This is a genomic window from Kitasatospora sp. NPDC001132, assembly GCF_053598415.1.
Map to the genome: position 1 here is coordinate 103,033 of NZ_JBSFKF010000004.1, position 20,878 is coordinate 123,910.

General features: G+C 71.4%; 19 protein-coding genes. All 19 read right to left on the reverse strand.

Going from position 1 to position 20,878, the window contains the following annotated elements; translation table 11 throughout:
- Positions 1-2: 2 nt before the first annotated feature.
- The 19 genes from ACWDBE_RS07330 to ACWDBE_RS07420 all read right to left on the reverse strand — a co-directional run bounded on the left by ACWDBE_RS07330 (position 3) and on the right by ACWDBE_RS07420 (position 20,866).
- Positions 3-917: a F0F1 ATP synthase subunit gamma gene (locus tag ACWDBE_RS07330; RefSeq protein ID WP_449791588.1), complete on the reverse strand. Its 915-nt coding sequence runs from the start codon at positions 915-917 to the stop codon at positions 3-5.
- Positions 918-949: 32 nt separating this feature from the next.
- Positions 950-2,524, reverse strand: a complete 1,575-nt coding sequence (gene atpA / locus ACWDBE_RS07335; protein ID WP_396303043.1) for a F0F1 ATP synthase subunit alpha — start codon at positions 2,522-2,524, stop codon at positions 950-952.
- Between the two features lie 156 nt (positions 2,525-2,680).
- Positions 2,681-3,496: a F0F1 ATP synthase subunit delta gene (locus ACWDBE_RS07340; RefSeq protein WP_449807448.1), complete on the reverse strand. Its 816-nt coding sequence runs from the start codon at positions 3,494-3,496 to the stop codon at positions 2,681-2,683.
- Complete coding sequence (locus tag ACWDBE_RS07345; protein WP_359830931.1) at positions 3,493-4,047, reverse strand: F0F1 ATP synthase subunit B; 555 nt, start codon at positions 4,045-4,047, stop codon at positions 3,493-3,495. Before ACWDBE_RS07345 ends, ACWDBE_RS07340 begins: the two co-directional genes overlap by 4 nt.
- Before the next feature lie 41 nt (positions 4,048-4,088).
- Positions 4,089-4,325 (reverse strand): ATP synthase F0 subunit C, encoded by a 237-nt coding sequence (gene atpE, locus ACWDBE_RS07350; protein ID WP_031074289.1) that lies wholly within the window; start codon positions 4,323-4,325, stop codon positions 4,089-4,091.
- A 90-nt stretch (positions 4,326-4,415) separates the two neighbouring features.
- Positions 4,416-5,246: a F0F1 ATP synthase subunit A gene (gene atpB / locus ACWDBE_RS07355; RefSeq protein ID WP_449791587.1), complete on the reverse strand. Its 831-nt coding sequence runs from the start codon at positions 5,244-5,246 to the stop codon at positions 4,416-4,418.
- 267 nt (positions 5,247-5,513) lie between these two features.
- The gene (locus tag ACWDBE_RS07360) at positions 5,514-5,957 is read right to left on the reverse strand and encodes a hypothetical protein (RefSeq protein ID WP_392913608.1); all 444 of its coding nucleotides are present in this window, start codon (positions 5,955-5,957) and stop codon (positions 5,514-5,516) included.
- A 296-nt stretch (positions 5,958-6,253) separates the two neighbouring features.
- Positions 6,254-7,543, reverse strand: coding sequence for an MraY family glycosyltransferase (locus ACWDBE_RS07365; RefSeq protein ID WP_449791586.1), 1,290 nt, complete (start codon positions 7,541-7,543; stop codon positions 6,254-6,256).
- A gap of 172 nt (positions 7,544-7,715) precedes the next feature.
- Complete coding sequence (locus ACWDBE_RS07370; protein ID WP_449791585.1) at positions 7,716-8,996, reverse strand: serine hydroxymethyltransferase; 1,281 nt, start codon at positions 8,994-8,996, stop codon at positions 7,716-7,718.
- 155 nt (positions 8,997-9,151) lie between these two features.
- Entirely contained in the window at positions 9,152-9,793 is a 642-nt protein-coding gene (locus ACWDBE_RS07375; protein ID WP_392874204.1) for an arsenate reductase/protein-tyrosine-phosphatase family protein, read from the reverse strand.
- Between the two features lie 32 nt (positions 9,794-9,825).
- On the reverse strand, positions 9,826-10,473 hold the full coding sequence (locus ACWDBE_RS07380; protein WP_392873119.1) for an L-threonylcarbamoyladenylate synthase: 648 nt from the start codon (positions 10,471-10,473) through the stop codon (positions 9,826-9,828).
- Between the two features lie 158 nt (positions 10,474-10,631).
- Complete coding sequence (gene prmC, locus ACWDBE_RS07385; RefSeq protein ID WP_359899971.1) at positions 10,632-11,498, reverse strand: peptide chain release factor N(5)-glutamine methyltransferase; 867 nt, start codon at positions 11,496-11,498, stop codon at positions 10,632-10,634.
- 58 nt (positions 11,499-11,556) lie between these two features.
- Entirely contained in the window at positions 11,557-12,633 is a 1,077-nt protein-coding gene (prfA, locus tag ACWDBE_RS07390; protein ID WP_449791583.1) for a peptide chain release factor 1, read from the reverse strand.
- Positions 12,634-12,781: 148 nt separating this feature from the next.
- A complete protein-coding gene (rpmE, locus tag ACWDBE_RS07395; protein WP_030057539.1) occupies positions 12,782-13,003 on the reverse strand; it encodes a 50S ribosomal protein L31 in 222 nt (73 codons plus the stop codon).
- A gap of 159 nt (positions 13,004-13,162) precedes the next feature.
- Entirely contained in the window at positions 13,163-14,278 is a 1,116-nt protein-coding gene (locus tag ACWDBE_RS07400) for an LCP family protein (RefSeq protein WP_449791582.1), read from the reverse strand.
- A gap of 140 nt (positions 14,279-14,418) precedes the next feature.
- Positions 14,419-16,509: a transcription termination factor Rho gene (gene rho, locus ACWDBE_RS07405; RefSeq protein ID WP_449807449.1), complete on the reverse strand. Its 2,091-nt coding sequence runs from the start codon at positions 16,507-16,509 to the stop codon at positions 14,419-14,421.
- A 604-nt stretch (positions 16,510-17,113) separates the two neighbouring features.
- Positions 17,114-18,052, reverse strand: a complete 939-nt coding sequence (gene thrB, locus ACWDBE_RS07410; RefSeq protein WP_449791580.1) for a homoserine kinase — start codon at positions 18,050-18,052, stop codon at positions 17,114-17,116.
- 363 nt (positions 18,053-18,415) lie between these two features.
- On the reverse strand, positions 18,416-19,564 hold the full coding sequence (gene thrC, locus ACWDBE_RS07415) for a threonine synthase (RefSeq protein ID WP_449807450.1): 1,149 nt from the start codon (positions 19,562-19,564) through the stop codon (positions 18,416-18,418).
- 9 nt (positions 19,565-19,573) lie between these two features.
- Positions 19,574-20,866: a homoserine dehydrogenase gene (locus ACWDBE_RS07420; protein WP_380667946.1), complete on the reverse strand. Its 1,293-nt coding sequence runs from the start codon at positions 20,864-20,866 to the stop codon at positions 19,574-19,576.
- Between the last annotated feature and the right edge of the window lie 12 nt (positions 20,867-20,878).

Here is a 20,878-nt window from a genome sequence, read left to right on the forward strand (position 1 = left end):
ACTCATTCGCTCCCGCGGCTGGCGTCAGCGAGCGCGTTGGCGCCACCGACAATCTCGCTGATTTCCTGGGTGATCTCGGCCTGACGGGCCGAGTTGGCAAGCCGCGTGAGCGACTTGATGAGCTCGCCGGCGTTGTCCGTCGCGCTCTTCATCGCACGGCGGCGGGCGGCGTGCTCGGAAGCGGCCGACTGCAGCAGCGCGTTGTAGATCCGGCTCTCGACGTACCGCGGCAGGAGCGCGTCCAGGACGCCCTCCGCCGACGGCTCGAAGTCGTACAGCGGGAAGATCTCCGACTTGGCCGGCTTCTGGTCGCTGAGCTGGACCTCGTCCAGCTTCAGCGGCAGCAGCCGCGCCTCGACCGCGTTCTGCGTCAGCATCGACACGAACTCGGTCGAGATCAGGTGGAGCTCGTCCACCCCACCGGTCTCGGCCGTGAAGGCCGCGATCAGGTCGACCGCGACGGTCTTCGCGTCACCGTACGTCGGCTTGTCCGAGAACCCCGTCCACGAGTCCGCGATCGTCAGACCGCGGAACGTGTAGTACGAGACGCCCTTGCGGCCGATGATGTACGTCACCACGTCCTTGCCCTCGGCCTTCAGGCGCTCGGTGAGCGTCTGGGCGGCCTTGATGGCGTTGGTCGAGTAGCCGCCCGCCAGGCCGCGGTCCGCCGTGATCAGCAGGACGGCGGCGCGCTTGGCGTTCGGGTTCTCGGTGGTGAGCGGGTGCTTGGCGTTGGACCGGGTGGCCACCGCCGTCACCGCCCGGGTGAGCTCGTCGGCGTACGGAGTGGAGGCGGCCACCGCGCGCTGCGCCTTGACGATGCGCGACGCGGAGATCATCTCCATCGCCTTGGTGATCTTCTTCGTCGCGGTGACAGAGCGGATCCGGCGCTTGTAGACCCGAAGCTGTGCTCCCATGGGTCGTTACGTCCTTTCCCTCGCTACCGGACTCAGGCCTGCTCGGAGAGCAGCTTGCCGTCAGCCGTCTGGTAACCCTGCTTGAAGGCCTCGATCGCGCTGGTCAGCGCGTCGACGGTGCCGTCGGCCAGCAGACCGGTCTCGACGATGCCGGCGAGCAGGTCCTTGTGCTGCAGGCGGACGTGGTCCAGGAACTCGCGCTCGAAGCGGCGGATCTCGGCGACCGGGACGTCGTCCATCTTGCCGGTGGTGCCGGCCCAGATGGAGACGACCTGCTCCTCGACCGGGAACGGCTGGTACTGGCCCTGCTTCAGCAGCTCGACCATGCGCGCACCGCGCTCCAGCTGGGCCTTGGAGGCCGCGTCCAGGTCGGAACCGAAGGCGGCGAAGGCCTCCAGCTCGCGGTACTGGGCGAGGTCCAGACGCAGGCGGCCGGCGACCGAGCGCATGGCCTTGATCTGGGCGGAGCCACCGACGCGGGAGACCGAGATACCGACGTTCACGGCCGGGCGGATGCCGGCGTTGAACAGGTCGGACTCCAGGAAGCACTGGCCGTCGGTGATGGAGATGACGTTGGTCGGGATGTACGCCGAGACGTCGTTGGCCTTGGTCTCGATGATCGGCAGACCGGTCATCGAGCCGCCGCCCAGGGCGTCGTTCAGCTTGGCGCAGCGCTCCAGCAGACGGGAGTGCAGGTAGAAGACGTCACCCGGGTAGGCCTCGCGGCCCGGCGGGCGGCGCAGCAGCAGGGAGACGGAACGGTAGGCCTCGGCCTGCTTCGACAGGTCGTCGAAGATGATCAGGACGTGCTTGCCGTCGTACATCCACTCCTGGCCGATGGCCGAACCGGTGTACGGGGCGAGGTACTTGAAGCCGGCCGGGTCGGAGGCGGGAGCGGCCACGATGGTGGTGTACTCCAGCGCGCCGGCCTCCTCCAGTGCGCCGCGGACGGACGCGATGGTGGAGCCCTTCTGGCCCACGGCGACGTAGATGCAGCGGACCTGCTTCTCCGGGTCGCCCGAGCGCCAGTTGTCGCGCTGGTTGATGATCGTGTCGACGGCCACCGCGGTCTTGCCGGTCTGGCGGTCACCGATGATCAGCTGGCGCTGGCCGCGGCCGATCGGGGTCATCGCGTCGATGGCCTTGATGCCGGTCTGCAGCGGCTGCTTGACCGACTTGCGGGCCATGACGCCGGGGGCCTGCAGCTCCAGGGCGCGGCGACCGGTGGCGGCGATGTCGCCGAGGCCGTCGATCGGGTTGCCCAGCGGGTCCACGACGCGGCCGAGGTAGCCGTCGCCGACCGGAACCGAGAGGACCTCGCCGGTGCGGCGCACGGTCTGGCCCTCTTCGATGCCGCCGAACTCACCGAGGACGACGACACCGATCTCGCGGGTGTCGAGGTTCAGCGCGAGGCCGAGCGTGCCGTCCTCGAACTTCAGCAGCTCGTTCGCCATGACCGAGGGCAGGCCCTCGACATGCGCGATGCCGTCCGCCGCGTCAGTGACCGTGCCGACCTCTTCCACAGAAGCGGCGTCCGGCTGGTACGACTGGACAAAGTCGGCCAGCGCGTCCCGGATCTCCTCCGGACGGATCGTAAGCTCCGCCATCAGGCTTCCCTGCTCTCCTAGTTTGCGATCCTCGGCCCGCCATTGAGGGCCGCAAGTATTCGACTCTCGGCCGGGTCTTGCGAACCGGCCGTACGATTTGCCGGCTCCTTGGGGAGCCGGTTTCCCGACCGAGGGTCGGATGTGCTGCTTCGGTGCTCAGCCTTCGAGCGACTGGCGAGCGCCCTCGAGGCGGCTCGACACGGTGCCGTTGATGATCTCGTCGCCGATCTGCACCCGGACGCCGCCGACGACCTCGGGGTCGACGTCGATGTTCAGGTGGACCTGGCGGCCGTACATCCGGGCCAGAGCACCGGACAGGCGCTCCTTCTGGGTGTCCGACAGCGGCACCGCGGTGGTGACCAGGGCCACCACGCGGCCGCGACGCGCGGCGGCGAGCTTCGAGTAGGACTCGAGGCCCTGCTCCAGGCTACGGCCACGCGGCACGTTGACGAGGGCGGTGACCAGCCGGACGGTGCCGGCGTTGGCGCGGCCGCCGAGCAGCTTCTTGATCAGCTCGGCCTTCGCGACGGCACCGGCCTTCGGCTCGGTCAGCGCGGCACGCAGCTCGTGCGAGCCGCTCACCACCCGACCGAAGCGGAAGAGCTCGTCCTCGACGTCGTCCAGGGCGCCGGCCTTGTCCGCGGCGATGATCTCCGCGTAGGCGGCGAGCTCCTCGGTCGCGTCCACCAGGTCGCGCGAGCCCGACCAGCGGGAGCGGACCAGACCGGAGACCAGGTCGACGGCCTCGCCGGAGACCTGACCCGTCAGCAGCGAGGTGACCAGCTGGGCCTTGTCCTGGCCCGACCGGGACGGGTCGGTCAGGACGCGGCGCAGCGACACCTCACGGTCCAGCACGGCCGTGACGGCGGTGAGCTCCTCGGCGAGCTTGGCCGCGTCCACCGAGGTGCAGTCGGTCAGGCTCTCGAGGTTCTGCCGGCCGGCGGCGAGGGCCTCGCGGCTGGCGCCGATCACTTGGCCGCACCCTGAGCAACGGCGGCCTTGGCCTCCAGCTCGTCCAGGAAGCGGTCGATGACGCCGCTCTGCCGGGTGTGGTCCTCGAGGGACTCACCCACGATGCGGGACGCCAGCTGGGTGGCCAGCGAGCCCACGTCCTGACGCAGGGCGGCAGTGGCCTGCTTCTTGTCCGCCTCGATCTGGGCGTGACCGGCGGCGACGATGGCCTCGCGCTGGCGCTGGCCCTCCTCGCGCATCTCGGCGAGCTGGGCGGCACCCTGCTCGCGAGCCTGCTCGACGATGCGGGCAGCCTCGTGGCGCGCCTCGGCGAGCTCGGCGCGGTACTGCTCAAGCAGGGCCTGGGCCTCTGCCTGGGCGGCCTCGGCGCGCTCCATCCCGCCCTCGATCGCGTCCCGGCGCTCCGACAGCACCTTCTCGATGCTGGGGAGGAGCTTCTTGCCGAGCAGACCGAAGACGATGAAGAAGCAGAGCAGGCCGATGATGATCTCGGGCCACGCGGGGAGGAGAGGGTTCATCTTCTCCTCGGACGCGAGCTGGACGATCGCCATGCTCATATCTGGACCTTCCTCAGAAAGGGTCTACGGCGGGATTACTTGTTGCCGAAGACGAACGGCATGACGATGCCGATGAGGGCGAGCGCCTCGGTCAGCGCGAAGCCGATGAACATGTTGGAACGGATGAGACCGGCAGCCTCGGGCTGGCGGGCCATGGCCTGGACACCGTTACCGAAGATCAGACCGACGCCGATGCCGGGGCCGATGGCGGCGAGGCCGTAGCCCAGGGAGGCGACGGAACCGTAGACAGTGCCCTCAGCGAGGATGCTCATTGACGTTGTCCTTTGCAGGGTGGTGAACCGGTGGTGATTGGCCACCGGGCGATCGGAAGGTGGTTCTCGGCGGGGCGGTGGCCCCGGGGCTCAGTGCGCCTCTTCCAGGGCACCGGCGATGTAGCTGCTGGCCAGCATCACGAAGATGTAGGCCTGCAGGAACTGGACCAGCAGCTCGAAGGCGGTCAGGCCGACGGCGACGATGAACGAGGCCGAGCCGTACAGCGCGCCCAGGGACGGGCTGAGCAGGTACCAGGAGGCGATGGAGAACATCACGATCAGCAGGTGGCCGGCGAACATGTTCGCGAAGGCTCGGACCGCGAGCGTGAAGGGGCGCACGAAGATGTTCGAGAAGAACTCGATCGGCACCAGGATGAACATGACCCAGCCGGGGATGCCCGACGGCCAGCAGAGGTTCTTCAGACCGCCGACGAAGCCGTGCTTCTTGAAGGTCAGCGTCATGTAGGTGATCCACACGACCGCCGCGAGGCCGGCCGGGAACGCGATCGCCGCCGTCACCGGGAACTGCGCGAACGGGATGATCGACATGATGTTCATCAACCAGATGAAGAAGAACATCGAGACGAGCATCGGGACGTACTTCTCGCCCTTCTTGCCGATCGTCTCCAGCACGATGGAGCGCTTGACGAAGTCGTACCCGATCTCGCCGACCAGCTGCAGCTTGCCGGGAACCAGGCGCGGCTTGGCGAACGCCGCCCAGAAGAACACCACGACCAGGAGCGCGACGATGATCGACAGCAGCATCGGCTTGTTGAACTCGATGCTGCCGATCGTGAAGATCGGCTTGAACTGGAACTCGTTCAGACCCGGGGCCGGGAAGCCGCAGCCAGCGTCCCCGAAGTGGCAACTGCCTGAGGCGAGGGGCGTGAGTTCAGCACTCACCACGGACTCCTTCGTCATGACGCATGGATACGGCAACCTCGGTGTGTCGGCGTGGCCTGCGGCCACGGAGCGGCACTGGAACTTGATGGGTTTCTCGCCGACCCCGCGCGCCGGTGCACTGCACCACAGCGGGATCATCGAAGACTGCGCGGATCAGGGGGGCGATCCGTCCGCTCTCCGGACAGACCAGGCCTCTTCCCGTACTCCGTTGTTGCGACGGACGATAGCAGCCCGTCAGCGCGGCATAAACACCGCCCCCCTCGTTGGGGGGACAGTCGGGCCTCGTCACTGTTGACGCCCCTTGTCGGAGGGCTTGTCGCCCTTCTTTTCGGAGGCGTCGGGGTCGACGTAGAAGGTCTTGGCCTTGAGCGCGCCGCGCACCTGGAAGCCCGTCCAGATCAGGGCGCAGCCGAGCAGGGTGAAGGCGAACGCCTGCCGGTTGAAGAGTTCGGTGTCCTTGAAGACCGCGAGCACGATGCCGACCAGCAGGATCTGCGTGGTGTACACCAGCAGCGCCGCGGCCATCATGATCTGCGGGTTCGACCTGGTCAGCCGGTCGAGCGCGATCTGACCGAAGGTGAAGAAGGCCATCACGAGGAGCGCGCCGAACAGGGCGCCGAGCAGCCCCTTCCCACCGGCGACTGCGAAGGAGATCGCCATGGCGATGATCCCGGCGACCGCAGTGGGAATCGCGGCGCCTCGGAGGATCCGGGCGTCGGTGGACGGCATGTCGGCAGCTCCGGCGGCATGTCGATGTGGCGGGGGGACGGGCACAGCGGTGGCGGGTGACACCGGACCGAGCCATCGCCGCGGGCCGCCAGGGAGAAGCGGGCCCGGTGAGGGAGACCGACAGGGACGGAAGTCATCCACCTGTGAGGTCTTTCGGCGTGTTCTCGGTACTCGTGAACGGTATCACAAACTATTTGATGAGAGCTTTACCATGAATGTGTGGCACCTGTCACACCAACGGCGCAACGGCTCCGCCATTCGGGTGAACGGCAGCTGACCGCACCTCAACTCCCTTGTCAGCGGCGGCCGCTGGCCTCGCCCTGGTGGCCGACCGCGGTGGAGTCCACGGCCGGGTCCCTCCCGGCTTCACCGAGGAGTTGCTTGTCCTTCGCCGACAGTTCGGCCATCGGACCGCTCTGGTGCCGGCGGTAGCGCGGGGGGAGGAAGGACTGCACCGCCCGCGGGGCGCGCGGCCGGAACCACGGGGTGAGCAGCACGACCAGGCCGACCAGGCAGAGGCCGGCGAGCGTCAGGACGACGGTGCGGCCGGTGTTGGTCACCGAGAAGGCCACCGAGCCGAAGGCGATCAGCGCGGCCCAGAAGTACATGATCAGTACGGCGCGGCTGTGCGAGTGGCCGACCTGGAGCAGCCGGTGGTGCAGGTGGCGCTTGTCCGCGGCGAACGGGGACTGGCCGGCCCAGGTGCGGCGCACCACCGCGAGCAGCAGGTCGGCCAGCGGCAGCGCGATGACCGTCAGCGGCAGCAGCAGCGGGATGTAGATCGGCACCAGGGCGTGCACGGCGGCGGTCTGGGAACCGGCCTCGTTGCTGATCAGGTCCGGGTCGACCCGGCCGGTGATGGAGATCGCGGCGACCGCCAGCATCAGGCCCAGCATCATCGAGCCGGAGTCGCCCATGAAGATCCGCGCGGGGTGCATGTTGTGCGCCAGGAAGCCCAGGCACATGCCGATCAGCAGCACGCTGAACAGCACGGCGGGGGCCGCGTCGGAGATCGTGTAGCCGTACCAGAGCCGGTAGCTGTACAGGAAGAACGCCATCGCTGCGATGCAGACCATGCCGCCGGCCAGGCCGTCCAGGCCGTCGATGAAGTTCACCGCGTTGACCATGACGACGACCAGGGTGACCGAGATGATCATGCCCTGGGTCGGGGTCACCGCGACCGGGCCGAACCCGGGCACCGGGAGGGTGATCACCGTGACGCCCTGCCAGACCATCACACCGGCGGCGATCATCTGACCGCCGAGCTTCACCAGCGCGTCCACGCCCCACTTGTCGTCGAGCACCCCGAGCAGGAACATGATCCCGGCGCCGGACAGCAGCGCGCGGATGTCGGTGCCCTGCGAGAACACCTTGCTCAGGTTGTCGAGCTGGGAGGCGACCAGGATGCCCGCGCAGAGTCCGCCGAACATCGCGATGCCGCCGAGCCGCGGCGTGGGCTCGCGGTGCACGTCGCGGGCGCGCACCGGGGGCATGGCACCGGCGGCGATGGCGAACTTCCGGACCGGGCCGGTCAGCAGGTAGGTGACGGCGGCGGTGCAGAACAGCACCAGCAGATACTCACGCACCACTGGCCTCCTGCATCACTGTCGAACGGGGAAGTACCGAAGGTACTCCCCTGCCTTCCCGGGGTTCGAGGTGCGTCGCCACGGCACACACCTTATTGAGTCGGACGCCGGGACCACGCATCGCGGTTCGCCCTCCCGGGTAGGAGTTTCGAATGCCCGCGCGAGCGCTCCGTCAGGCCCGGCCGGCGAGGGCCAGCGCCAGCTCCCGCACCCGCGCCGCGGCCGGGGCGACGGCGCCGCCGGCGAGCACCCGCGCGATCAGCCCGGCGATCTCGGCCAGTTCCGGCTCCCCCATTCCCTGGCTGGTCACCGTGCCCGTGCCCAGCCGGATGCCGGAGGTCTCGGCGGCCGGCGCCGGGTCGTACGGCAGTGCGCACTTGCCCAGCAGCAGCCCGGCCGCCGCGCAGCGGCGCTCGGCCTCCGCGCCGCTGATGCCGAGCGGGCTGACGTCGGCGGTCACCAGGTGGGTGTCGGTCCCGCCCGTCAGAGGGCGCATACCGGCCTCTGCGAGCCCCGCGGCGAGCACCCGCGCCCCGGACACCGTCCGCTGCGCGTACGCCCGGTATTCGGGCCGGGAGGCCTCCGCGAGGGCCACCGCCTTGCCGGCCACCTCGTTCATCGCCGCGCCGCCCTGGCTGAACGGGAACACCGCCCGGTCGATCCGCTCGGCCAGCTCCGCGGTGCACAGCAGCAGTCCGCCGCGCGGACCGCGCAGCAGCTTGTGGGTGGCCGCGACGGTGACGTCCGCGTACGGCACCGGGGAGGGCGCCACCCCGGCCGCGATCAGCCCGGTGGTCTGCGCGACGGTGGCGACCAGGTAGGCGTCCACCTCGTCGGCGATCTCCCGGAACGCCGCCCAGTCCGGGTGCCGGGGGTGGGAGATCGAGCCCGCCACGAGGGCCTTGGGGCGGTGCTGCCGGGCCAGGTCGCGGACCTGGTCCAGGTCGATCAGCCCGTCGTCCTCGCGCACGCCGTAGCCGGTGAAGTCGAACCAGCGGCCGGAGAAGTTGGCGCGCGAGCCGCAGCTGAGGTGGCCACCGTGCTCCAGCGACATCGCCAGCACCCCGTCACCGGGCCGCAGCAGCGCCGCGTACGCCGCCAGCATCGCCGAAGTCGCCGACCGGGGCTGGACGTTGGCGTGCGGGGCGGCGAACAGCTCGCGGGCCCGGTCGATCGCCAGCAGCTCGGCGGCGTCCGCCAGCGCGCAGCCGGTGTGGTGCCGGCGGCCCGGGTAGCCCTCGGCGTACTTGTCGATCAGCGGGCCGGTGAGCGCCGCCAGGACGGCCGGGCTGGTCAGGTTCTCCCCCGCCAGCAGCTGGATCGTTTCGGCGCGCCGCTCGGCCTCCGCGGCCAGCAGGTCGGCCAGCTGCGGATCGGCGCGGTGCAGCGCCTCGGACACCCGGGGGCGCCCGGTCGTCGAGGTCGGGCCGGTCGCGGCATCAGTGACGGTCATGGCGGGGCTCCCGGACGCTGCGGGGACTGTGTCACCCAGCGTAGGACCGTCGTCGCCGCCCGGCCTGCCGAGCCGCGACCGGACGACCCATTCGGCGCCGGGGCCCGCGTCCTGCGCCCACGTCCGGGGCCCGTCGACGACGGGGCCCGGGGGCGTCAGCGCGGCGCGGGGACGCCGGTGAGCGCGGTGACCACCGGGTCGACCGCGTGGAATATCTCCTCGCCGCAGTTGCGGAACATGCCGATCGGCGCCCCGTACGGGTCGTCCAGCTCGTCCGACTCCGGGGTGGCGGCCAGCAGCCAGCCGCGCAGCGCGGCGGCCGCCCGGACCAGCGCGCGGGCCCGCTCGGTCACGTCGGCGCCGCGCCGGGGGTCCGGCAGGGTGCCCGGGTCTATCGTCCGCACCAGGCGGGTGAACTCCTTCAGCGTGAAGGTGCGCAGGCCCGCCTCGTGGCCCATCGAGATCACCTGGGCCCGGTGGTCCAGCGTCGCGGTGAGCACCAGGTCGGCCTCGACCACGTGCTCGTCCAGCAGCTCGCGGCCGGTGAAGCCACCGCTGTCGGCGCCGTACTCGTCCAGCACGGTCGCGGCGTGGTCCTCCATCGGCGCGCCCACGTGGCCCCAGGTGCCGGCGCTCTCGACCAGGATCCGCCCGGCCACCCGGGGGCTCAGCCGGGTGTCCAGCTCACGCCGGGTCAGCCGCTCGGCGATCGGCGAGCGGCAGATGTTCCCGGTGCAGACGAACAGGATCCGGAAGTGGTCCAGCGGCCTGGGGCCCACACTCAGGTACGGCGCCATGCCCGGCCCGGAGTGGAGCGAGGCGGTGGGCGTCAACTGCCGGCCTCCAGGTCGGGGACGACCTCCCTCAGCTGCTCGACGCTGATCGCACCGGCCCGCAGCAGGACCGGGACCTTGCCGGTGACGTCGACGATCGACGAGGTGGCGGAGTCCACGGCCGGCCCGCCGTCCAGGTAGACCGAGATCGCGTCGCCGAGCTGGGCCTGCGCCTCGTCGCAGGTCAGCGGGGAGGCCCCGCCGATCCGGTTGGCACTGGAGACGGCCATCGGGCCGGTGGCGTTCAGCAGCTCGATGGCGACCGGGTGCAGCGGCATCCGGACCGCGACGGTGCCGCGGGTGTCGCCGAGGTCCCAGCGCAGCGAGGGCTGGTGCCGGGCGACCAGGGTGAGCCCGCCGGGCCAGAAGGCGTCGACCAGCTCCCAGGCCTGCTCGGAGAAGTCGGTGACCAGGCCGTGCAGGGTGGTCGGCGAGCCGACCAGCACCGGGGAGGGCGTGTTGCGGCCGCGACCGCGGGTGGCCATCAGCTCGCCGACGGCCTCCGGGGAGAAGGCGTCCGCACCGACCCCGTACAGGGTGTCGGTGGGCAGCACGACGAGTTCGCCGCGGCGGATGGCCGAGGCGGCCTCGCGCAGACCGGTGGCGCGGTCCCCGGCGTCGGCACAGTCGTAACGGCGGCTCATCGGTGCGGTCCCCTTCCGGAGTGGCTCATGGCGTTACAGCACGGCCTTACGAGCAGTCGTACGGTGCTTGGCGTTCACGACCCGACCCTTCGGGCGGTCGTACGGTGCTCGACTGTTCACGACCCGACCCTTCGGGCGGTCGTACGGTGCTCGACTGTTCACGACCCGACCCTTCGGGCGGTCGTGAAGCGCGGCCGGTTGTTCAGGTCCCGGTGGTCGGCGGTGTCCGTCCAGCCGTGTTCCTCGTTGAAGATCCACGGCACCTGGCCGCCCTGCTGGTCGGCGTGCTCGATCACCACCGCGCCGCCCGGACGCAGCAGCCGGGCCGCGACGCGCTCGATGCCGCGGATGGTGTCCAGGCCGTCCTCGCCGGAGAACAGCGACATCTGCGGGTCGTGGTCGCGGGCCTCCGGCGCGACGTACTCCCACTCGGTGAGCGGGATGTACGGCGGGTTGGAGATGACCAGGTCGAAGCGGCCGTCCCAGGAGCGGTCGTCCTCGAAGGCCCTGGTGGCGTCACCGGCGTGCAGGGTGACCCGGGCGCGGTCGGGGCTGGCCTCGATGTTGCGCCGGGTGTACTCCAGCGCGCCCTCGTCCAGTTCGAAGGCGTGCACGGTCGAGCGCGGGAGTTCCTGGGCCAGGGCGAGCGCGATCGCGCCGGAGCCGGAGCACAGGTCCACCACCAGCGGCTCGGCCACGTCCATGTCGCGCACCGCGTCTATCGCCCACTCGACGACCGTCTCGGTCTCCGGCCGGGGCACGAACACCCCGGGGCCGACCTCCAGTTCGAGGTAACGGAAGAACGCCCGCCCGGTGATGTGCTGGAGCGGTTCGCGCGCCTCGCGGCGGGAGACCGCCTCCCAGTAGCGGGCGTCGAAGTCGGCGTCCTTCACCGTGTGCAGCTGGCTGCGCTTGACGTTGTGGACGTAGGCGGCGAGCTCCTCCGCGTCGAAGCGCGGCGACGGCACGCCGGCCGCGGCCAACCGCTGGGTGGCCTGGGCCACCTCGGCGAGCAGCAGGTTCATCCGTACGACCTCTTGTCTCTCCGGCTCCGGGCGAAACGCGGGCTGGGGCGCGCCGGTCTCAGTTCTCTTGGGCCGCGGCGAGCTTGGCCGCCGCGTCCTTGTCGACGCAGGACTGGATCACCGCGTTCAGGTCGCCGTCCAGGACCTGGTCCAGGTTGTACGCCTTGAATCCGGTGCGGTGGTCCGAGATGCGGTTCTCGGGGTAGTTGTACGTGCGGATCCGCTCGGAGCGGTCCACCGTGCGGACCTGGCTGCGGCGCGCGTCCGAGGCCTCCCGCTCGGCCTCCTCCTGCGCGGCGGCCAGCAGCCGCGAACGCAGGATGCGCATCGCCTGCTCCTTGTTCTGGAGCTGGCTCTTCTCGTTCTGGCAGGACGCCACGATACCGGTCGGCAGGTGGGTGATCCGGACCGCGGAGTCGGTGGTGTTGACCGACTGGCCGCCGGGGCCGGAGGACCGGTAGACGTCGATCCGCAGGTCGTTGGCGAGGATCTCGACCTCGACCTCCTCCGCCTCGGGGGTGACCAGCACGCCCGCCGCGGAGGTGTGGATGCGGCCCTGCGACTCGGTGGCGGGGACGCGCTGCACGCGGTGCACGCCGCCCTCGTACTTCAGCCGGGCCCAGACGCCCTGGCCGGGCTCGGTGCTGCCCTTGGTCTTCACGGCCACCGAGACGTCCTTGTAGCCGCCGAGGTCGGACTCGTTGGAGTCGATGATCTCGGTCTTCCAGCCGATCCGCTCGGCGTAGCGCAGGTACATCCGGAGCAGGTCGCCGGCGAACAGCGCGGACTCCTCGCCGCCCTCGCCCGCCTTGATCTCCAGGATGACGTCCTTGTCGTCGCTCGGGTCGCGCGGGACGAGCAGCAGCCGCAGTTCCTCGGTCAGCTCGTCGCGGCGCGCCTCGGAGTCCTTCACCTCGGAGAGGAACTCCGGGTCCTCGGCCGCGAGTTCGCGCGCGGCCTCGATGTCCTCGCCGGCCTGCCGCCACTGCCGGTAGACCCGGGTGATCGGGGTCAGCTCGGCATAGCGCTTGGCCAGCTTGCGGGCGTTGTTCTGGTCCGCGTGGACGGACGGGTCGGCCAGCCTCGTCTCGAGGTCGGCGTGCTCGACGAGGAGCTCTTCGACTGCCTCGAACATGGGGTGGCCTTCTTCCCGGGGACTCGGAAACGTGTGGGGGGGTGGGGACTCGCGGGGGCGCGCACTCGCGGGGGACGCGAACGGCGCCGGCCCCCAAGCGCCCCCGACAACGAGTACGGGGACGCCGGGAACCGGCGCCGAGGGAGCGCTAGGCCTTCGCGCTGTGCTGCTTGCCGAAGCGGGCCTCGAAGCGGGCCACGCGGCCACCGGTGTCGAGGATCTTCTGCTTGCCGGTGTAGAACGGGTGGCACTGCGAGCAGACCTCGGCGCGGATCTCGCCACTGGTCTCGGTCGAGCGGGTGGTGAACTCGGCGCCACAGGTGCAGGTCACGCGCGTGACCACGTACTCGGGGTGAACGTTGGGCTTCAAGGGGTTCTCCTAGGTTTCGGGAGGGCACCGGGTCGGCGGCTGGAGCGCCGCACGTGAACCGGGACCGACGGACCAGTCTGCCAGGACCGGCCGCATCTTCCCAAACCGGGTCGCGTTCCGGGATATTCCGGGCCCCCGCGCGCCCGGCGGCGGCGTCCGTCAGGGCGTGGTGGTGGCCTTCGCGCCCGGCTTCCCCGTGGTCCGCGCAGGGGCCGACGGCGTGGCCGTGGGGGCCGCCTGGGCGGGGTTCTCCGGCTGCGCGGCGACGACCGCCGGCGGGAACGGCCGGTCGGCCCTGAGCGCCGTCCAGACCTGCCCGGCCGCCGGCTGCTGCGGGACCACCCGGTTCGGGTCGCCGGGGGCGGTCTCCACCGGCAGGGTGACCATGCTCAGCTGGTCCGGGCCTATCCCCTTGAGCTCCTGGGCGAGCCCCACCAGCGAGTTCACCGAGCCGAGCGCGGAGTCGGTGGTGATGCTCTTGGTCACGGTGTCGCCGACGGACCAGAGCTTGACCGGGTTGGTGAGCATCCCGCTCCCCCCGACCTGCTGCAGCAGCGACTTCACCATCTGCTTCTGGAGCTCGATCCGGCCGAGGTCGCTGCCGTCGCCGACGCCGTGCCGGGTGCGCACGAAGGCCAGCGCCTGCTGTCCGTTCAGGCGGTGCTCGCCGGGCGGCAGGTCGAGCCCGCTGTCCTTGTCGTGGATGGCCACCGTGGTGGTCACGGTGGCCCCGCCTATCGCGTCCACGACCCGAGCGAAGCCGGCGAAGTCGACCTGCAGGTAGTGGTCCATCCGCAGCCCGGTGAGCTGCTCGGTGGTCTTGACCGCGCAGACCGCGCCGCCGGTCTCGAAGGCGCTGTTGTACATCGCGCGCTTGGCGCCGGGCGCCGTCCGGCCGCTCGGGTCGGTGCAGTCGGGGCGGGTGACCAGGGTGTCGCGCGGGATCGAGACGACCTGGGCGCGGGAGTGGTCCTGGTTGATGTGCACCACCATGGCGGTGTCCGAGCGGGCGGTGGCGCCGGTGTCGCCGCCGGCCAATGAGCCGTTGTCGCCGCCGCGCGAATCGGAGCCGAGCACCAGGATGTTGAAGGAGCCGTCGGTGGCGGCCGGCGGCCGGGCGTCACCGAGCCCGCCGTCGATGTCGACGCTCTTGATGTTGCCGTCGAGTCTGAAGTAGCCGAGGAGGGCGCCGCCGACGACGAACGCGGCGAACGCGCAGGCGGCCGTCCGAAGGAGCCTGCGGCGGCGACTCGTAACCCTCTTGTGTTCGGCCATACGGCCCAGAGTAAATCGGACAACATGATCCAAACGGTCTCAAGTTGTCCCGAGTCTGGAACAAAGCGGCCCGGACGCGCGGAACCCCGGACCGCTCGCGCGATCCGGGGTTCCGTGCTTCGACAGCCGTCCGGCTACGGTCAGTCGCCGGAGCCGGGGGTGGTCTTGGCGATCTGCATCAGGAACTCGGCGTTGCTCTTGGTCTGCTTCATCTTGTCCAGGAGCAGCTCGATCGCCTGCTGCGAGTCGAGCGCGTGCAGCACCCGGCGCAGCTTCCAGACGATGGCCAACTCCTCGCTGCCGAGCAGGATCTCCTCCTTGCGGGTGCTGGAGGCGTCCACGTCGACGGCCGGGAAGATGCGCTTGTCCGAGAGCTTCCGGTCGAGCTTGAGCTCCATGTTGCCGGTGCCCTTGAACTCCTCGAAGATCACCTCGTCCATGCGCGAGCCGGTCTCGACCAGCGCGGTGGCCAGGATGGTCAGCGAGCCGCCGTTCTCGATGTTGCGCGCGGCACCGAAGAACTTCTTCGGCGGGTACAGCGCGGTCGAGTCGACACCACCGGACAGGATGCGGCCGGAGGCCGGCGCCGCCAGGTTGTAGGCGCGGCCGAGGCGGGTGATCGAGTCCAGCAGGATGACCACGTCGTGGCCCAGCTCGACCAGGCGCTTGGCGCGCTCGATGGCCAGCTCGGCGACGGTGGTGTGGTCCTCGGCCGGGCGGTCGAAGGTCGAGGAGATGACCTCGCCCTTCACCGACCGCTGCATGTCGGTGACCTCTTCCGGACGCTCGTCGACCAGGACGACCATCAGGTGGCACTCGGGGTTGTTGTGGGTGATCGCGTTGGCGACCGCCTGGAGCACCATGGTCTTGCCGGTCTTCGGCGGCGCGACGATCAGACCGCGCTGGCCCTTGCCGATCGGCGACACCAGGTCGATGATCCGGGTGGTCAGCACGCCCGGGTCGGTCTCCAGGCGCAGCCGCTCCTGCGGGTACAGCGGGGTGAGCTTGTTGAACTCGGGGCGGCCGCGGCCGCTCTCCGGGTCCATGCCGTTGACGGAGTCCAGGCGCACCATGGCGTTGAACTTCTCGCGGCGCTCGCCCTCGCGCGGCTGGCGCACCGCACCGGTGATGGCGTCACCCTTGCGCAGGCCGTTCTTGCGGACCTGGGCGAGCGAGACGTAGACGTCGTTCTGGCCCGGCAGGTAGCCGGAGGTGCGCACGAACGCGTAGTTGTCGAGGATGTCGAGGATGCCCGCGACCGGGATCAGGACGTCGTCCTCGCCGATCTGCGGCTCTACGGTGCCGGCCTCGAAGCCGTCGCGGCCGCGGCGGCCACGGCGGTCGCGGTAGCGCCCGCGGCGGCCACGGCGGCCCTCGCCGAACTCGTCGTCCTCGTAGCCGCCCTGCTGGGCCTGCGGCTGCTGGGCCTGCGGGGCCTGGCGGCCCTGCTGCTCGCCCTGGCCGGCCTGCTGCTGGCCGCCGCCCTGCTGGGACTGGCGGTCGGCGCGCTCGCGGCGGTTGCGGCGGTCGCGGCGGGACTCGCGGCCCTCGCCGTCCTGGGCCTCGCCGCCCTCCTGGCGGTCGGTGCGCTCAGTACGCTCGCCGCCCTCGCGGCGCTCACGGCGCTCACGGCGGTCGCGACGGCTCTCGCGGCCGTCCTCGCGACCCTCGAAGCCGCGGGTCTCGGCCGGGCGGGCCTCGGCCTGCTTCGACTCGGCGACGGCGACGGTGGCCTCGGCGGCGGCCTCCGCGGCCGGGGCGCCGGGCGCGCCGGCGGCCGAGGTGGCGCGGCGGCGGGTGCGCTCGGTACGGGCCGGCGCGGCGGTCTCGGCGGCGGCCTGGACCGGGATCTCGATCTGGGCCTGCGGCTCGGCGGCGGCCGGGGCCTCGGCCTTGGCGGCGGCCTTGGCGCGGCGGGCCGGCTTCTCGGCCGGGACCTCGGCGTCCGCCTTGGCGGCGGTGCGCTTGGCGGCCGGGGCGGTGCCACCGGCGGCGAGCAGCGGGTCCCCGCCGCTCTTCTCCTTGATGGTCTCGATCAGCTGGCTCTTGCGCATGCGCCCGGTACCGGTGATGCCAAGGTCCGCGGCGAGCTTCTGGAGCTCGGCCAGGACCATGCCGTCCAGGCCCGCGGCGGCACTGCGGCGGCGCCGCGCCGGGGCAGCGGGGGCGGCGGCTGCGTCCGACGCGTCGGCGTCCGGGCGCGCGCCCATCAGATCGGTGGAGTCGCTCACTAAGGGTCCTTCCCTGGAGCGGACGTCGGCCTGTCTGGCTCGGCGACCGGTTGTGCTGTCCTGACCAACGCTCGACTGCGTCGGTCCGAGGCGGTGGTCCCTCGAATGGCGGGAGCCCGTCGAGGGAGAGCTACGTACGAGGTGCGGTGCATGAAGCACGGTGGTGCTGAGTGGCGCGTGGGCCGGTCGTGTGTCGACCTCCCCTGAGGGCGTAACCCCCACGCTCCCTGCGAATCCCGGGCCCCCGTCGCGTGACGGTGGCCCGCGCTCCGCCCGTCCTGGCCTCCAGGTGGGAGGCCGCGGGTGGGAGTCAGGTGCCGTCACGGCTTCGGGATGCGGCCGCATGTCGCGCAGGCAGGCTGCGTACGCGCTGCGGTGGGCTCCCGGAGAATCGTCGCCCCGTGCATCGCCGGGACTCCACTGCCGTGGAGCGCTGGGATCGGGACGCGGCGCACCTAGCCCCGGAGGGCACCTGGTGCAGCAATGAGGTTAACACTACCGACCCCCTCAGACATTCCCCAGCCTTGCGGTTGCCAATCGTGTCCGCCGGACCCGGCTCGGCAGGACGCCGGTGCCGGGCCCCCGAGCGGCCCGTTCGTGCTGCTCAGACGTCCAGCGGGAGCACGACGGCCCCGGTGCGGTCGACGTCCAGGCGGTGCGCGGCGAACGCCGGGTCCCCGCCGTGGCCGTGGTGCCCGGCGAAGGCGAGCACCTTGTCGGCGCCCGCCTCGTCGGTGAGCGCCAGGACGGTCGGGCCGGCCCCGGAGATGACCGCGGGGACGCCCTCGGCGCGCAGCGCGCCGACCAGGGCGGCGCTGTCCGGCATGGCGGAGGCTCGGTAGTCCTGGTGCAGCCGGTCCTCGGTGGCGGCGAGGAGCAGTTCGGGGCGCCGGGTCAGCGCCTCCACCAGCAGTGCGGAGCGGCCGGCGTTGACGGCCGCGTCGGCGAGCGGGACGGTCTTCGGCAGCAGCCCGCGCGCGGTCTCGGTGAGCACCTCGCCGGCCGGCACGAACACCACCGGGACGACCCGCTCGGACGGCTCCAACGCGATCGCCTTGGCCGACTCCTCGTCGGTCCAGGCGATGGTGAAGTTGCCGCGCAGGCAGGCCGCGACGTTGTCGGGATGGCCCTCCAGCTCGGAGGCGAGGGCCAGCAGCGCGTCGTCGTCCAGCGCGGACGGGCCGCCGATGGTGACCGCGCGGGCGGCCACGATGCCGGCGCAGATGGCGGCCGAGGAGGAGCCGAGGCCGCGGCCGTGCGGTATCCGGTTGGCGCAGACCACTTCGAGGCCCCGCGGCTGGCCGCCGAGCCGGTCGAAGGCGGCGCGCATCGAGCGGACCAGCAGGTGGCGCTCGTCGCGCGGCAGCGTGTCGGCGCCCTCACCGGCGATGTCGACGGAGAGGCCGGAGTCGGCGACCCGGACGACCACGTCGTCGTACAGACCCAGCGCGAGCCCGAAGGCGTCGAAGCCCGGGCCGAGGTTGGCGCTGGTCGCGGGAACCCTGACCCGGACGGCGGCGGCACGGAACGCGGGACCGGCCATGCGGTGGACTCTCCTGGGGAAATCGGGCGGCGCGGAGCGCGTCGTCGGTGCGAGGGCGGGGAACGGACCGAGGCCCCTCGGGGGCGGGCGGTCACGGCGGTCGGCGCGGCCCGGATCCGCCCGGGCCCGGGGCATGTGCCACACGGCCGAGGCCAGAGTATCGAAGAGAGGTTCCCCAGCGGTACACCCCGTGGGCCTTCGATCTGGTGTGTTGCCGGTTCTGGCCGGAATGCGCACCCCTCCCCGCCGGGGGAGGGGCGGAAAGGGATCGCGGTGTGAAGCCCGGTCGACTCAAAAGTGTCAACGGGGAACTCCGACGGGCCGACCCCCGAAAGGGGCGGCCCGTCGGAGTGTCAGGCCCCGTTACCGGTCGAGCAGTCCGAGGCTGCGGGCGGCCGCCTCCGGGTCGACCGGGACGACCTGCGGCTGCGGCGCGCCGGCCACCGCCCAGTCCGGGTCCTTCAGGCCGTTGCCGGTCACGGTGCAGACGATCCGCTGGCCCGGGTCGACGAGCCCGGCCTCCGCCTTGGCCAGCAGACCGGCCACCGAGGCGGCCGAGGCGGGCTCCACGAAGACGCCCTCCTGCGAGGCCAACAGCCGGTAGGCGGACAGGATCTGACGGTCCGTCACCTTGTCGATGAGGCCGCCGGACTCGTCCCGCGCGGCGAGTGCGAAGTCCCAGGATGCCGGGTTGCCGATCCGGATCGCGGTGGCGATGGTCTGCGGCTTGAGCACCGGCGCGCCGTCCACGATCGGGGCGGAGCCGGAGGCCTGGAAGCCCCACATCCGCGGGGTGCGGGTGGCGAGGGCAGGGAGGACGGGGCGCGTAGCGCCTCCATCAGGGGTGGCGGCGGGAGACGGGCGGGAGTACTCGCGGTACCCCCTCCAGTACGCGGTGATGTTGCCCGCGTTGCCGACCGGCAGGACGTGGATGTCCGGGGCGTCGCCGAGCATGTCGACGATCTCGAAGGCCGCGGTCTTCTGGCCCTCGATCCGCACCGGGTTGACCGAGTTGACCAGCGCCACCGGGTACTTCTCGGACAGTTCACGCGCAAGGGTGAGGCAGTCGTCGAAGTTCCCGTCGACCTGGAGGATCCGGGCGCCGTGCACCAGCGCCTGGCCCATCTTGCCCAGGGCGATCTTGCCCTGCGGGACGAGCACCGCGCAGACCATCCCGGCCCGCACCGCGTAGGCGGCGGCGGAGGCCGAGGTGTTGCCGGTGGACGCGCAGATGACCGCCTGCGCGCCCTCCTCCTTGGCCTTGGAGATGGCCATCGTCATCCCGCGGTCCTTGAAGGAGCCGGTCGGGTTGGCGCCCTCGACCTTGAGGTAGACCTCGCAGCCCGTGCGCTCAGACAGCACCTGGGCGGGGACCAGGGGCGTGCCGCCCTCCAACAGGGTGACCACCGGGGTGGCCGCGGTGACCGGCAGACGGTCCCGGTACTCCTCGATCAGGCCGCGCCACTGGTGGGTGTGCGCGCCTCGGACGACGTTCTCGGCAACGGCGTTCATGGCTGTTCCTTATTCCCCTTCGACCCGCATGATGCTGGCCACGTCCCGCACGCTGTCCAGCGCGCGGAGCTTGTCGACCGTCGCCGACAGCGCGGCGTCGGTGGCACGGTGGGTGACCACGACGAGCGAGGCGTCGCCGTCGCGGCCCTGCTGGCGCACGGTGTCGATGGACACGCCGTGCTCGGCGAAGACGGACGCCACCTGGGCGAGCACGCCCGCGCGGTCGTCCACGTCCAGGCTGACGTGGTAGCGGGTGACCACCTCGTCCATGGGCTTGGCCGGCAGCCGGGTGTACACCGAGTCGCCGGGACCGGTGGCGCCGGCCAGCTTGTTGCGGCAGACCGCGACCAGGTCGCCGAGCACCGCGGAGGCGGTCGGCGAGCCGCCCGCGCCGGGGCCGTAGAACATCAGCCGGCCGGCCGCCTCGGCCTCGACGAACACCGCGTTGTACGCCTCGCGGACGGAGGCCAGCGGGTGCGACAGCGGGATCATCGCCGGGTGGACGCGCGCGGTGACGGACTCGCCGTCCGCGGCCCGCTCGCAGATCGCGAGCAGCTTGACCACGCAGCCCATCTCCTTGGCGGAGGCGATGTCGGCCGCGGTCACCTCGGTGATGCCCTCGCGGTAGACGTCCGCCGCGGTGACCTTGGTGTGGAAGGCGATGCCGGCCAGGATCGCGGCCTTGGCGGCGGCGTCGAAGCCCTCGACGTCGGCCGTCGGGTCGGCCTCGGCGTAGCCCAGCGCGGTGGCCTCCTCCAGCGCCTCCGAGTAGCCGGCGCCGGTGGTGTCCATCTTGTCGAGGATGAAGTTGGTGGTGCCGTTGACGATGCCCAGCACCCGGTTGACCTTGTCGCCCGCGAGGGACTCGCGCAGCGGGCGCAGCAGCGGGATCGCGCCCGCCACCGCGGCCTCGTAGTACAGGTCCACCCCGGCCTCGGCGGCCGCGGCGTGCAGCTCGGTGCCGTCCTTGGCGAGCAGCGCCTTGTTGGCGCTGACCACCGAGGCGCCCTGCCGGAAGGCCGACAGGATCAGCGATTTGGACGGCTCGATGCCGCCCACCACCTCGACCACCACGTCGATGTCGCCCCGGTTGACCAGGGCCTCGGCGTCGGTGGTGACCAGGTGCTCGGGGACGCCCGGACGGGTCCGCCCGGCGCGGCGGACCGCGATCCCGGCCAGCTCGACCGGAGCACCGATGCGAGCGGCGAGGTCGTCGGCCGTCGTCGTCATGATGCGCGCCACCTCGGAGCCCACCACACCACAACCCAGCAACGCCACCTTCAGCGGGCGCGTACGCATCATCCGACTCCGCTC